General features: G+C 64.7%; 14 protein-coding genes. 3 read left to right on the top strand and 11 right to left on the bottom strand.

Annotation, left to right across the window (positions count from 1 at the left end):
- Nucleotides 1-36: 36 nt before the first annotated feature.
- The 4 genes from DVO78_RS03575 to DVO78_RS03560 are packed head-to-tail and all read right to left on the bottom strand — an operon-like array spanning nucleotide 37 to nucleotide 3,137.
- The gene (locus DVO78_RS03575; RefSeq protein WP_120003440.1) at nucleotides 37-951 is read right to left on the bottom strand and encodes an ABC transporter substrate-binding protein; all 915 of its coding nucleotides are present in this window, start codon (nucleotides 949-951) and stop codon (nucleotides 37-39) included.
- Between the two features lie 26 nt (nucleotides 952-977).
- Nucleotides 978-1,640 carry an ABC transporter permease gene (locus tag DVO78_RS03570; protein ID WP_120003439.1) on the bottom strand — a complete coding sequence of 221 codons (663 nt, stop codon included), beginning with the start codon at nucleotides 1,638-1,640 and terminating at the stop codon, nucleotides 978-980.
- Nucleotides 1,637-2,278 (bottom strand): ABC transporter permease, encoded by a 642-nt coding sequence (locus tag DVO78_RS03565; protein ID WP_120003438.1) that lies wholly within the window; start codon nucleotides 2,276-2,278, stop codon nucleotides 1,637-1,639. Before DVO78_RS03565 ends, DVO78_RS03570 begins: the two co-directional genes overlap by 4 nt.
- A 13-nt stretch (nucleotides 2,279-2,291) precedes the next feature.
- Complete coding sequence (locus DVO78_RS03560) at nucleotides 2,292-3,137, bottom strand: ABC transporter ATP-binding protein (protein ID WP_120003437.1); 846 nt, start codon at nucleotides 3,135-3,137, stop codon at nucleotides 2,292-2,294.
- Nucleotides 3,138-3,265: 128 nt separating this feature from the next.
- Between DVO78_RS03560 and DVO78_RS03555 the strand changes: the two genes are divergently transcribed.
- On the top strand, nucleotides 3,266-3,784 hold the full coding sequence (locus tag DVO78_RS03555) for a GNAT family N-acetyltransferase (RefSeq protein ID WP_120003436.1): 519 nt from the start codon (nucleotides 3,266-3,268) through the stop codon (nucleotides 3,782-3,784).
- Nucleotides 3,785-3,792: 8 nt separating this feature from the next.
- Complete coding sequence (locus DVO78_RS03550) at nucleotides 3,793-4,374, top strand: arsenate reductase/protein-tyrosine-phosphatase family protein (RefSeq protein WP_120003435.1); 582 nt, start codon at nucleotides 3,793-3,795, stop codon at nucleotides 4,372-4,374.
- Between the two features lie 24 nt (nucleotides 4,375-4,398).
- Here the strand turns inward: DVO78_RS03550 and DVO78_RS03545 are convergent, their stop codons facing one another.
- Nucleotides 4,399-5,241 (bottom strand): CPBP family intramembrane glutamic endopeptidase, encoded by an 843-nt coding sequence (locus DVO78_RS03545; protein WP_120003434.1) that lies wholly within the window; start codon nucleotides 5,239-5,241, stop codon nucleotides 4,399-4,401.
- Between the two features lie 104 nt (nucleotides 5,242-5,345).
- On the opposite strand from DVO78_RS03545, the gene DVO78_RS03540 reads away from it, so the two are divergent.
- Nucleotides 5,346-6,320: a hypothetical protein gene (locus tag DVO78_RS03540; RefSeq protein ID WP_157983843.1), complete on the top strand. Its 975-nt coding sequence runs from the start codon at nucleotides 5,346-5,348 to the stop codon at nucleotides 6,318-6,320.
- Nucleotides 6,321-6,496: 176 nt separating this feature from the next.
- Here DVO78_RS03540 and groL read toward each other — a convergent pair whose 3' ends face one another.
- From groL to DVO78_RS03510, 6 genes are all read right to left on the bottom strand, one after another.
- Nucleotides 6,497-8,095: a chaperonin GroEL gene (gene groL / locus DVO78_RS03535; RefSeq protein ID WP_120003432.1), complete on the bottom strand. Its 1,599-nt coding sequence runs from the start codon at nucleotides 8,093-8,095 to the stop codon at nucleotides 6,497-6,499.
- 36 nt (nucleotides 8,096-8,131) lie between these two features.
- Nucleotides 8,132-8,428, bottom strand: coding sequence for a co-chaperone GroES (groES, locus tag DVO78_RS03530; RefSeq protein ID WP_119901963.1), 297 nt, complete (start codon nucleotides 8,426-8,428; stop codon nucleotides 8,132-8,134).
- 284 nt (nucleotides 8,429-8,712) lie between these two features.
- Nucleotides 8,713-9,570, bottom strand: coding sequence for an SDR family NAD(P)-dependent oxidoreductase (locus tag DVO78_RS03525; protein WP_120003431.1), 858 nt, complete (start codon nucleotides 9,568-9,570; stop codon nucleotides 8,713-8,715).
- Between the two features lie 41 nt (nucleotides 9,571-9,611).
- Nucleotides 9,612-10,523 (bottom strand): PCC domain-containing protein, encoded by a 912-nt coding sequence (locus DVO78_RS03520; protein ID WP_120003430.1) that lies wholly within the window; start codon nucleotides 10,521-10,523, stop codon nucleotides 9,612-9,614.
- 152 nt (nucleotides 10,524-10,675) lie between these two features.
- The gene (locus DVO78_RS03515) at nucleotides 10,676-12,274 is read right to left on the bottom strand and encodes an AMP-binding protein (protein ID WP_120003429.1); all 1,599 of its coding nucleotides are present in this window, start codon (nucleotides 12,272-12,274) and stop codon (nucleotides 10,676-10,678) included.
- The gene (locus DVO78_RS03510; RefSeq protein ID WP_120003428.1) at nucleotides 12,271-13,440 is read right to left on the bottom strand and encodes a thiolase domain-containing protein; all 1,170 of its coding nucleotides are present in this window, start codon (nucleotides 13,438-13,440) and stop codon (nucleotides 12,271-12,273) included. Before DVO78_RS03510 ends, DVO78_RS03515 begins: the two co-directional genes overlap by 4 nt.
- Between the last annotated feature and the right edge of the window lie 199 nt (nucleotides 13,441-13,639).

The following is a 13,639-nucleotide window of genomic DNA, read 5'->3' as shown; positions in this document are numbered from 1 at the left end:
CCGGGCCCATTACTGAGGCTCTGGCTCTGGCTGCCCTCAGCTGTTGAGGCCCTGCTCTTCCAGCCACCACTGGGCGACATCGGCGGGGCTGGCCTGGGAGGACTGTGAGTAGGCGTTGATCTCCAGCAGCGCCTCCTGGGTCAGCAGCCCTTGGACCTCTTCAAGCGCTGACCGAGCACCGTCATCGACAGCCGAGGAGACCACCGGCACCACATTCTGCGGGAGCACCAGTGACTCGGTGTCCTCCAGGATCACCAGGTCGTTCTCCTCGATGGCCGGGTCCGCGCTGTAGATATTGGCCACTTCCACCTCGCCGTCGAGCAGGGCGCCCAGCGTCAGCGGGCCCCCGGAGTCCTCCACCGGCACCAGAGTCAGGTCCACCCCGTAGGTCTCGGCGAGCCCCTCGATGCCGTAGGGTCGGGTCTCGAACTCGGAGTTCGAGGCGATCCGCAGGTCCTCTTCGACATCAGCCAGGTCACCGACGGTGCTCAGGTCATGCTCTTCGGCGAAGTCCGCGGTGACCACATAGCTGTCCTGGTCGGTGGCCTCAGCGTAGTCCAGGACCTCCAGGTCGCCGGGCAGGGCCTGGTCGAGCTCAGCGTGCACAGTCTCGGCCTCGGCGGCGTCGTTGTCACCATCGAGATAGTCCAACAGGTTTCCGGTGTACTCGGGGAAGACATCGATCGCCCCTGACTCCAGCTCCGGGATGTAGACCTCGCGCTGGCCGATCTCGAACTCCCGCTGGACCTCGTACCCTTCCTGCTCCAGCACCTGGGCGTAGAGCTCTGCCAGAATGGTGTTCGAGTAATACCGCTGGGAGCCGATCACGAGTTCCCCGGCCTCACCGTCGGCTTCAGTGTCTCCTCCGGTGTCCAGGGGGTCGTCCCCGCCGCCGCATGCGGTCACGGCAAGCAGGGCGACACCGGTGATGGCCAGCATGTTCTTGTTCATCAGAGGTTCCTCATCTCAGTGGTGGGTCAGGCAAGTCCCGGCACCCGCCGGAGCAGTCGTTGGGTGACCTCGAAGGAGGCATCGAGGACGATGGCCAGCAGGATGACCGCGATCGACGCCGCCAGCATCATCGCGTAGTCCTGAGTCCGCAGCCCCAGGAAAAGCTGCCGGCCCAGGCCCCCGGCACCAACATAGGCCGCCAGCGTAGCAGTGGCCACCACCTGCAGGGCGGCGTTGCGCAGCCCGCCGATGATCAGCGGAAGACCCAGGGGGATCTCCACCCGGGTGAGCACCTGCCACCGGCTCATGCCCTGGGCCTTGGCGGCGTCGACAGTGACCGGATTGACCGATTCCACCCCCGCATAGGCCCCGGCGATGATCGAGGGCACTGCCAGCACCACGAAGGCGATCATCGGAGCGGTCAGCCCGATGCCCAGGAACAGCGCAGCCAGAGTGATCAGCCCCAGGGTGGGCAGTGCGCGGACCATACCGGTGCTGATGACCGCCAGGGCCCGGCCGCGTCCGGTGTGCCCGATGACCAGCCCGGCAGGAAGCGCGATCACCGCCGAGATCAGCAAGGCCAAAGCGGTGTACCAGAGGTGCTCCAGCGTACGAGCCCCGAACCCGCCGGGCCCGCCCCAGGCATCAGGGTCTGCCAGCAGCTCGAAGGCATCGATCACATGGTTCACCGGCGGCCCCCCTTCACCCAGGGCATAGTGAGCCGGCCCGCGGCCACCAGCAGCAGGTCCAGCAGTAACGCCAGCACAGCGGTGAAGGCGATTCCGGCCACGATCGAGGGAACGATCCCGCGCTCGAACCCGTCGGTGAACAGCGAACCCAGCGACTGCACCCCCAGCACCGCACTGACCGAGACCAGGGAGATGGTGCTCACCGACACCACCCTCAGGCCGGCCAGCAGCGCGGGTCCGGCCAGGGGGAGCTCCACGGTGAAGAAGCGCAGTGCCGCAGAATAGCCGACCGCTGTGGAGGCCAGGCGGACCCCGCCGTCCACGGAGTCCAGCGCGTCGGCCGCGGAACGGACCATCAGGGCCAGGCCGAAGATGGTCAGGGCGACGATCACGTTGAGCGTGTCCCGGACCCCGGTGCCCAGGATGATCGGCAGCACGATGAACAGCGGCAAGGACGGCACCGCATAGAGCAGGCCGGTGCCGGAGACGACTATCTCGCGCAGCGGGCGCACCCGGTTGGCTGCCCAGGCGATGGGAACAGCGACCAGGAACGCCGCGGCGATCGCCGGAGCGGCGAGCAGCAGGTGGGCAAGGCTCAGCTCCAGAATCCGGGGGAGGTGATCGAGAATCCAGGCCATGACGGCAGCCGAACTAGGCGTTCTGACCAGGGTGCTGGGGCAGGGAGTCCACCACACCCAGGGGCCGGCCCTGTGCGTCGCTGACGAACCAGCCGCCGTCGTCCCGCGGTGCGGCGCTCAACGTTCTGCGCGCAGAATCCAGCCCCAGGAACTGGGCCACGAAGTCATCAGCCGGAGATTCCACGATCTGCTGCGGGGTGCCGATCTGGGCGACCTCTCCGCCCTTCTTCAGCACCACGATCTGATCGCCCAGGGTGAGAGCCTCGTCGATGTCGTGAGTGACGAAGATGATGGTCTTGTGCAGCTCGCTCTGAATGCGGGTCAGCTCCCGCTGCAGCTCCAGCCGGACCAGGGGGTCTACGGCGCCGAATGGCTCGTCCATCAGCAGGATGTTGGGATCTGCGGCCAGGCCGCGGGCTACCCCCACTCGCTGCTGCTGCCCGCCGGAGAGCTGTCCGGGGTAACGCTGTGCCAAGGCGGAGTCCAGGCCGACGGTCTCCATCAGCTCATGGGCGCGGCGGTGCGCTGCGGCCTTGGCCACACCGTTGAGCCGGGAGACGGTGGCGATGTTGTCGATGACCCGCCGGTGGGGGAGAAGCCCGGAGTTCTGCATCACATAGCCGATGCGCCGGCGCAGGGCCACCGGCTCCACACCGGCCACGTCCTCATCGTCGATCAGCACGGCGCCGGAGCTGGGATCCACCATCCGGTTGACCATCCGCAGCAGGGTGGTCTTGCCGCAGCCGGAGGAGCCCAGCAGCACCGTCGAGGTATGCGAGGGCACATGCAGGCTGAACTGATCGACGGCCACGGTGCCGTCGGGATAGGTCTTGTTGACGTTTTGAAACTCGATGCCCATCGTTCAGTCTCCTTGCAGACGGTGTTTCAACGTAACCGGTGCCTCGGCTTGAGCAAGGATACCCCGGCGCTCGCGGCTGGGGGCCTAGGAGGTGGAGCGTGCCTGAGATGTGAAAAGATAGGGGACCTATGAGCACGACGACGCAGGGCACCGCTCTGGTGCGCGAAACCCACCCCGGTGACTACTCCCGGATCGAGGAGCTCACCGTTTCTTCCTATGTGGACGGCGGGCACCTGGGGCCTGAGGACTCCTATGTGCACCATCTGACCGAAGTCGCCGAGCGGGCCCAGCTGGCCAGAATCTTGGTGGCCGAGGTGGACGGCGTGGTCGTCGGCTCGGTGACGGTGACCGACTACCACCAGCCCTTCGCCGAGGTCTCCCGCCCCGGGGAGATGGAGTTCCGGATGCTGGCAGTGGCCCCGGAGTATCAGGGCCGCGGGATCGCCCGCACGCTGGTGCGCCACATTGTCGCTGAAGCCACCGCGCGCCCGGAGATCCGGGCGGTGTCCCTGTGCAGTCTCACGTCGATGACCGCTGCGCATGCCCTGTACGAATCGGAGGGCTTCGTCCGCGATCCGGACCGTGACTTCGTCCTTCAGGTGCCGAACAAGCACTCCACGTTCCCCTTCTTCATCAGAGAGGTCTGATCCCCAAGGTGACCGCGACATACACCATCCTGGCCGTCTGCACCGGCAACATCTGCCGCTCGCCCGCCATGGAGCGCCTGCTGGCGCACCTTCTCGACGACCAGCCCGGCATCGAGGTGATCTCCGGAGGCACCTACGCCCATGACGGCGAGGACATGCAGGCCCCGGTCAAGCGCCGGTTGGCCGACTACGGCGCCGATACCGAAGACTTCGTGGCCGAGCAGGTCACCCCGGAGATGATTCAGCGCTCTGATCTGATCCTCGCCGCCACTCGGGTGCACGTCGAGGATATGCTCGCCGAGGTGCCCCAGGCGCAGGAGCGGATGTTCACCCACCCGGAGTTCGGCCGCCTGCTGGAGTCAGTGACCCCGGAGGACCTCGAGGCTGCCGTGGGGGCCGAGGCTGCCGCGGCGCAGAGGCTGGCGGCCCTGATCCCTCTGCTGAACCAGGCGCGGGGCCGTGCCGGCTCGCAGAGCCGTGATGAGGACGTCGTGGACCCCTACATGCTCCCGGAGTCAGTCTTCGACGAGTCTTTCCGTCAGATCCGTGAGCCGATCGAGGCCCTCGGCGAACTGCTCATCCTGCGCTGAGGCGCTAGCGGCGGGCCTGCACAGCTAGAGGCCGTCGAGGTCGAAGCTGGCCAGCACCAGGGGAAAGCCGAGGAAGGCCACAGCGTCGAGCAGGAAGTGCGCGATGACCAGCGGCATCACCCGCCGGTAGCGCAGGTAGAGCCAGCCGAAGATCACACCCATCAGCGCGTTGCCGATGCCCGGGCCGAAGCCCTGGTAGAGGTGGTAGGCACCGCGGAGCAGCGCTGAGGCGAGGATCAGCAGCCAGATCGCAGCCCCAGGCTGGGCAAGCTCGGTTCGACGGGTAAGCACGGGCCAGATCCTGCGTGCCCGGTCGAAGAGGTAGGCGACCATGATGATCTCCTCCACCAGCGAATGCCGCAGCGAGGCCAGCAGAAGCACCGGAGCGCTCCACCAGTACTCGGTCACATCGGCCGGCACCATCTGGGCGGTGATGCCCAGACTCCGGCCCGCGGAGTAGACCGCCAGGGTGCCCAAGCCGATGAGTGCGAAGAGCCCGACGCCGATCACCGCGTCCAGGCCGGGCCGCCTGAAGTCCAGGCCCCAGCGGCGGAAAGGATTGCCGCCGTGCAGGAACACCAGGTAGAGCACCAGGGCTACCGGTGCCAAAGCGAAGAGCGAATCGAGCACCTGGTAGCTGAAGTCGAAGAACTCAGCGCGCGAGCGTGAGCGCTGCACCGTGGCGGTCTGGTCGGCCAGCGGGGCGATGCTTAGCCGTTCGGCCAGCTGCAGCACTGCGTAGACCGCACTGCGCCCCAGGGAGAGCGCCAGGACGATGCCCATCTCCCAGCCGTAGAACCGGCGGGGGAGCGCGGCACCAGGCCTGCTCTCGGTCTCCACATGCCTCCCCGGCGTCGTGCCCGTCATGTGTTCAGTCTATGAGGCGGCTGGGCAGGTCGGTGTTATCCACAGTCTTGAGGTGCTTGTGGATAACCGACATGCCAATCTCTGTTCTGAGGCAGGCTGTAGAGATGAAGAAACTGCAGCCGCTGCCGGAGGCGCTCCGAGGCCGAGTGTTCACACGTGCCTGGGCGCATCAGCACGAGGTGGATGAGCACCGGCTCTATGCCAGAGACATCAGGCTGGTGGGGCGCGGCCTCTATGAGCACCTGCTGAGACCTGGACAGCAGACCGACCGGTCGATGCTCCTCAGCGCACTGTGTGACAAGCACCGGGGAGTTCGGGTCAGCCATGCCACCGCAGCGGAGGTGTGGGGATTGGCCATACCGAACCGGTTGACCTCAGACCAGGTGATTCACCTGAGCGTGCGGCAGGACTTCAGGCTGAACCTGCGTGGTTACCAGGTGGTCATGCACCGGCCAAGGATGACCGACGGGGAGACCCTGCGCTGGCGGGGGATGCGGCTTTCGCATCCTCTGCGTGTGGCCGTAGACCTCAAGGACCGGCTGAGTGTTGTGGAGCTGGTGATCCTCCTCGACCAGCTGCTCAGAGAGCCCCGGCCCGGGATTGATCCTCGCCAGAACCCCTGGACCACGCGAGAGGGCTTGGAGGCGTGCCTGAGTGAACACCGCGGAGCACAGGGGATCACTAGTCTGCGCGAGGCGGTGCTCCTGGCACGCGTGGGGGCAGATTCGCCGGCTGAGTCGCGGCTGAGGCTGGCCATAGTGCAGGGTGGCCTGCCAGAGCCTGAGCTGCAGATTCGGCTGAACCCGCTGGACCGCAGGAGCCGCCAGGGGGATATGGGCTACCGCGATCAGAAGATTGTTCTGCAGTACGAGGGTGAACACCACTTCACGCCTGAGCAGCAGGTGGCGGACCAGAGGCGCAACGCCGCATTCGAGGCTCGGGTGGACGGTGATCCTGGTCAACCGTGTGGATGCGCGGGAGAACTTCGCCGGAGTGGTTCAGCGGCTGCGCCGATTGCTGGCCAGCCCGTGGTGAGTGCGGTCATTGCTGGCTTAAAGCGCCTGAATCGCGCGTTTTAAGCCAGGAACAACAGCACTCGATGGGACGGCTGGGGTCTGGCATGCCTCCGGTGGGCGTTTGGTCTGGTAGGCCTGGGGGCTTGGACTGGCCCGAAGCAGCACTGAGGCCCCGGCTCCAGGTGAAAGTTCACCAGGAGCCGGGGCCTCGGCGGTGGAGTCAGACGGTGATCAGAGGATCAGTCCTCGTCGTCTTTGTCCTTCTTCTCGACCACGAGGGTCTCGGTGGTCAGGACCAGGGCGGCGATGGAGGCCGCGTTCTGCAGGGCAGAGCGGGTCACCTTCACCGGGTCGATGACACCGTCGCTGATCAGATCGCCGTAGGTGCCGGTCTTGGCGTTGAAGCCGTGGTTGGGCTCCAGCTCGGCGACCTTGGAGGCGACCACGAAGCCGTCCTCGCCGGCGTTCTGGGCGATCCATCGCAGCGGCTGCACCAGGGCGCGCTTGACGATGCCCACTGCGGCAGCGGCGTCGCCGGCCAGCCCCTGAACCTCGGAGTCCTCGTCCAGTACGGACAGGGCATTGATCAGGGAGGTTCCGCCGCCGGCCACAATGCCCTCCTCAAGGGCGGCGCGTGTGGAGGACACCGCGTCCTCGATCCGGTGCTTGCGCTCCTTGAGCTCGACCTCGGTGGCGGCGCCGACGCGGATCACACCCACGCCGCCGGCCAGCTTGGCCAGCCGCTCCTGCAGCTTCTCGCGGTCCCATTCGGAGTCGGTGGACTCCACCTGGGACTTGATCTGGGCCACGCGGGCGTCCACATCCTCCTTGGAGCCGGCACCGTCGACGATGGTGGTCTCGTCCTTGGTGACGGTCACCCGGCGGGCAGTGCCCAGATCCTCCAGGCTGACCTGGTCCAGCTTCAGGCCCAGGTCCTGGGTGATGACAGTGGCACCGGTCAGAGTGGCGATGTCCTCCAGCATGGCCTTGCGGCGGTCGCCGAAGCCAGGGGCCTTGACGGCCACAGCGTTCAGCGTGCCGCGCAGCTTGTTCACCACCAGGGTGGACAGGGCCTCGCCCTCCACGTCCTCGGCGATGATGAACAGCGGTTTCTTGGCCTGCAGCACCTTCTCCAGCACCGGGAGGAACTCCTGCATATTGGAGATCTTGCCCTGGTTGATCAGGATCAACGGGTCCTCCAGCACGGCTTCCTGGCGCTCAGCGTCGGTGACGAAGTGCGGGGACAGGAAGCCCTTGTCGAACTGCATGCCCTCGGTGATCTCCAGGTCGGTGGAGGTGGTCGAGCCCTCCTCGATGGTGATGACACCATCAGCGCCGACCGCGTCGAACGCGCGGGCCAGCAGCTCGCCGACCTCGTCGTTCTGCGCGGAGATGGCACCGACGTAGGCAACCTCCTGCTGACCGGAGACCTCGCGGGCGTTCTCGTGCAGGCGCCGGGTCACCGCGTCCACGGCGACCTCGATGCCGCGCTTGATCTCGCTGGGTGCAGCACCTGCGGCCACATTGCGCAGACCCTCTTTGACCAGGGCCTGGGCCAGCACGGTGGCGGTGGTGGTGCCGTCGCCGGCGACGTCGTTGGTCTTGGTGGCGACCTCCTTGGCCAGCTGGACGCCGAGGTTCTCATACGGGTCCTCGACCTCCACCTCGCGGGCGATGGTCACACCGTCATTGGTGATGGTGGGTGCGCCCCAGGACTTGTCGAGCACCACATTGCGGCCCTTGGGGCCCAGGGTGACCTTGACGGTGTCGGCGAGCTTGTTGATGCCGGCCTCAAGTGCCTTGCGGGCGGCATCGTCGTATAGCAGCTCTTTTGCCATAGGTTCTTAACTCCTTATAAGTCGAGCGTGGGGTTTTTACTTCTCGACCTTGGCCAGCACGTCGCGGGCGTTGAGCACCAGGTACTCCTCACCGCCGACCTTGACCTCGGTGCCGCCGAACTTGGAGTAGATGACCACGTCGCCTTCGGCAACGTCCACGGGCAGGCGCTCACCTGCGTCGGAGACCTTGCCCGGGCCTACGGCGACAACCTCGCCCTCCTGCGGCTTCTCCTTGGCGGTGTCCGGGATGACCAGGCCGGAAGCGGTGGTCTGCTCGGCCTCCAGGGGGCGGACAACAATACGATCCTCGAGGGGCTTGATGGAGACTGACACGTCAGCTCTCTCCTTTGCTGAAGTTGAATCTTCTCTTGGCTTTCACCGAGCACGACGACGCCGCGCCCGGTCTTCTTGTTGCGCGCCTTGGGAATGACCAACCGTCGTCGCGGGAGCCGGAGGTCTCCTTCAGGCTTGATGCTCTCAGTCGGTTGACGGCCTCCTGAGAGTTAGCACCCGAGTACTTCGAGTGCTAACAGAACTATAGAACGTGCATTAGCACTCAATCAAGCAGAGTGCTAAAAATGTCGCTTGGTGAGTGGCTGCGCCTGAGCCTGGACCGATTACTGATCGCCTGAAGTCGGCAGTGTGGCCTGCTCCACGAAACCCCCGTCAATCGGAAGGTTGACGCCGTTGATGTACCTGGCCTCGTCAGAAGCCAGGAAGACGGACGCCCCAGCAATGTCATGGGGTTCGCCCATGGATCCGGTCGGGGAGAGCCGGTTTCGTTCGGCGACCATCTCCTCGACGGAGTGATAATTGCTGGTGATCTGCTGAAAGATCATCGGTGAGGCGATGAACCCCGGGGAGATAGCGTTGGCCCGGATGCCCTGGCGGCCGTACTGCACTGCCAGATGAGAAGTGAACTGGATCAGGCCGGCTTTGGCGGCTGCATACGCGGGATAGTTGTAACCCACGTAGCGCATTCCGCCAACAGATGCGATGTTGATGATCGATCCCCGGCCCTGCTTCAGCATGACCGGCAGTACATGCTTAACAGTGATAAACGCACTGGTCAGATTCAGGCGTATCCCCCTCTCCCACTCCTCGACCTCAAGCTCCAGAGGTCCGCCCATGGTGGCCACCCCCACATTGTTGTGCAGCACATCGATAGTGCCCAAGGTCTCCACAATGTCTCCGACACACCTGTCGACTGAGCCGGAGCTGGTGACATCGCCCTGCAGAGCGATGACGGAGGCGTCCGGGACCGTCTTCAGCACTGTGGTGCGGGAAGTTCCAGCAGCATCTTCAGACAGATCGACCACGGCCACTTGAGCTCCCGCCTGGGCATAGGCCAGCGCGCAGGCCAGCCCGTTGGTGATGGCTCCGTCAGTGGAGCCTCCGCCGAAGATCGCGACCGTTCTGCCACTGAGCTTTCCGGCTGTTCCGGGACGGTTCGACGGCGTAGGGAGCGGAGTCATGTATGGCCTTGTCTTTCGTGGACGAGTGGGTGAGCGAGGGTTTACAGTGCGGGCTGGAGCGTGAGTTCGAAGGTCACGGCTACAGGGTTCTCACCGGGCAGCAGCCGACCGGAGTGAATCTCCCCGTGCCGGTCCACCAGTGTGGTGGTGAGCTGGGCTTCGAGACCATTGTCTCCGGTTTTGACAAACCCGGTGAGAGTGATGATCTCGGTGCCGGGACCGTCCACCTGGCGAACCTGCCCCGTGGCGTCGGTGAGCCTGGCACCGATGAGGCTTCCTAGTCCGGCGCGGACCACGGCTTTGCTGTATCCCGCCTTGCGGCAGACGGAGAGTACAGCTTCGGTGATGTCTTCATTGGGCAGCACGCGGGACACTGTCACAGTGCTGTACTGGTCTGTCATCAGGGGCTCCTTTGTCCGGGATGCACTGGGCACAAACGTCGGCATAAACGTTTCTGGGTCGTCGATACTGGTCCATTCGGCGTCCAGCAGCCCCACCACGGCGGCCACCGGGGCGGGGGATCCGACTACCGTGGCCGGAAAGATGTGGCCGCCCAGTGCTCTGCCCCGATCGTCACTCCAGTGGAGATGGCTGTGAATGAAGGGCCGGCCGTCGCGAGTTCCGATCGTGGCTGAACCGTAGACGAGGTGCCCTTCTTTGGTGATGCGCTCCTCAGAGAAGGAGACGCAGCGTTTGTGGTCACTCGGAGCCGGCACGCAGTAGTGCAGCGGGGACAGCATCCCCGAGGACAGTTCAGCATAGGCGGCTGTCACTCCCAGACTGGAGGTGATGCGCAATAGCTCCTCAGTCAGCAGCGCGCCGCTGCGCAGGCTCTGGAGCGCGCTGATGGAGCGGCTCTTATAGGATTGGATCCTCGGTGATCCAGGTGGTCCTGCATGGTGAAGCCTGGGTGGCGCCGCAGGTGGTTCTGCGGGTGAGTAGTGGCCGGGCATGAGTGGTCTCCTCGGTAGGGGATATCTCGTGAGATGCCGCACAAGGGTGGTAGTGCGCAGTCTCTGGTAATACCAGGCTGAGAGCGGTGGCTCTGCTGCTGGCCAGCGAAACCCATAGTGATGAAGTTGTGTGTGACGGGTGCCCGTCACGATCAGCCAATAGGCTGAGCTTCTTGGTTCTGCAGCATGTTGCGGATGGTCCGGCGGACGATCTTGCCGTAGCCGGAGCGGGGAAGCCCCTCCCAGAAGACCACCCGGCGAGGCACCTTATAGCGAGCCATACGCTCCTTGAGCCACTCACGCAGCTCTTCTTCGCCCAGGCTGCAGCCGGCCTCGAGCACACAGACGGCTACGCCGATCTCTCCCCAGTCCGGATCGGGCATACCCAGCACCAGGGTCTCTTTGACTGCAGGATGGTTAAGGATCTTCTCTTCGATCTCTCGGGGATGGATATTGGAACCCCCGGAGATGTACATGTCTGATACCCGTCCGGTGATGAATAGGAAACCAGACCCATCCAGCATCCCGATGTCTCCGGTGCGAAACCACCCGTCGCGGAATGACTGGGCATTGGCGTCGGGGTTGTTGAGGTAACCCGAGAAGACAGCGGGTCCTGCTACGCAGATCTCGCCGGTGTGAAGGGCAGGGACTTCGTTGCCGTCGTCGTCCTGGATGCTGATCTGCATCCCAGTGCGGGGGTAGCCGCAGGTGCTGAAGGGCACGTCCGGAGGAAAGGGGTGGTCGTGGTGGTGGGGTGGTAGCACAGTGATGTTGCCGGTCACCTCGCCGAGGCCGTAATACTGCACTAACACATCGCCCAAGGCGTCCCGGGCCAGTTTGATGTCCGGGCTGGGCATCGGCGCTCCGGCATAGATGACGTACTGCAGGGTGGAGTGATCGTGCTGATGGACTGAGGGGTCCTCTACGAGGCGCTTGAGGATAGTGGGTACCACGAAGATGTTAGTTACCTTCTCGGTCCCCACCAGCTTCCAGACCTCTGCTGGGTCTAAGCTGGCCGATTCAGGGATGACGGTGGCTGCGCCGCGGGCCACCTGCGGCAGCAGATGGATGCCGGCGCCGTGGGACAGCGGTGCCACCACCAGGGAACGATGGGTGACGTCGGTGGAGGGCATCAGATCGGCCAAGTGGTTGGTGATCACGAAGCCCATTTGGTCGTGAGTCAGCACGGACGCCTTGGACCGTCCACTGGTGCCGGAGGTGAAGAAATACCAGGCGTGGTCGCCGCGCCAGACCCGTTGGTCGGCGACGGGCTCAGCCGGTTCCACGTAAGAGCCTACGGAGTCCTCACTCACACCATCCAGCCACATCGTGTGCTGCTCAAAGGGCACAGCCTCCGCGGCAGCCTCAGCATGCGAGGCTGTGCTGCTGTGAGCGATCATCACCGCTGGCTGACACAACTCTGCGAGCTGGCTGATGTCGTTGGCGTGCAGCCGCGAGTTCACCGGCGCGATGGCCGCACCGGCCCGCCAGGCGCCGTACATCGCCTGAATAAATTCCGGGCTGTTGGGGCCGTCGAGCATCACACACTGTCCCGGTTGGACTCCCCGCCGGATCAGTTCAGCGGCAAAGGCCGAGGCGCGGGTGTCCAGATCATGCCAGGTCCAGCGAGTCTCGCCGTGCCGGACCGCCAGGCCCGTCGGGTTCCGCCGAGCGGTCTGGGTCAGCATCTGGGCGAGGTTGACTGCCTGCCGCGGCGGGGTGTCGACACTGTTGATCGGTGCGTGGCTCATTTCGCCTCCAGAACGGTGGCGTAGTTTGCCACTGCTGAACCGCCCATATTGAAGACAGCGGCTCTGTCGATCTTCTCCAGCTGCATGTCGCCGGCCTCTCCAGTCAGCTGCATAGCGGCCATGACATGCTGTGAGACACCGGTGGCACCGATGGGATGGCCCTTTGACTTCAGTCCGCCCGAACGGTTGACCGGCAATCGGCCGTCGCGCTCAGTCTCCCCTGAGGCCAGCACCTCGCCCGCCTTGCCCGGTTCAGCGATGCCGAAGGCCTCGTACTGCAGCATCTCAGCGATGGTGAAGCAGTCGTGGGTCTCGAGCATGTCGAGGTCCTCCAGGGTGACGGAGGCGTCGGCCAGAGCCCCTTGGAAGGCTTCCCGGGCTCCGGCGAACTCCAGCGGGTCACGCCGGGTGGCCAGTGCCAGATGGTCGTTGGCCTGCGCCCGCCCGCGGATGGCCACGCTGCGCCGGGCCGATCGCGCCAGGTCCTGGGTGGTGACCACGACGGCGGCAGCGCCGTCAGAGACCATCGAGCAGTCGGTGCGGAGCAGCTTGCCCACGACATAAGGATTTTTGTCCGATTCAGTGGAGCAGAACTGACGATCCAGGTCTTTGCGCATGTGGGCGTAGGGGTTGTCTACACCGTTGCGGTGGTTCTTCGAGGCTACGGCCGCCATGGCTTCCCGCGGGTTGCCATAGCGTTCGGCGTAGAGGTCAGCCAGCTGAGCGAAGACTCCTGCGAAGCTTCCTGCAGACTCTTCAGTCTTGCGGTGCGAGGCGGCCAGTAGGATGTCATTGACCTCTGACGCCGAGGCTGCGGTCATCTTCTCCGCGCCAATAACCAGCACCGCTTTGGCCCGGCCTGATTCCAGCCGGTCGAGTGCACCGAACAAGGCGGCAGATCCGGTGGAGCAGGCGTTCTCGAAGCGGGTGGCGGGTACGGTGGCCAGGGCGGGGTTGCCAGCACCGACCAAGGCTGCTTCGAAGCCTTGCCGCGAGAAGCCGTTGTTGTAGACACCAACGGTCACGGCATCAATGTCTTCAGGGCCGAGTCCGGCGTCGGCGATGGCCTTGCCGCTGACTTCGGCCATCAGCGCTTCAACGTCCTCGTGCGTCTGTTTGCCAAAAGGTGTGTGTGCCCACCCAATGATGTGTGGTGATCCGGTCATGGGAACCTTCTTGCTAGGAGTCGGATACGTGCTGCATCTCACAATTCCATGCCACGGCAATCAGGGGAACCGACCTGGGACGAATCCTCTGCCGGGGTTTTCCTCTCTTTGTTGAACTCGCCTCTGATGTTCGACAGATCAAGGAAAACCAGAGCTACAGACTCAACACCGGTCTGTGGTGATTCGCATCACGGCGCTG

The sequence above is a fragment of the Nesterenkonia muleiensis genome, from assembly GCF_003600155.1.
GTDB lineage: Bacteria > Actinomycetota > Actinomycetes > Actinomycetales > Micrococcaceae > Nesterenkonia > Nesterenkonia muleiensis.
Note: the sequence above shows the minus strand (reverse complement) of the source record. Positions and strands in the feature narration are given on the sequence as shown.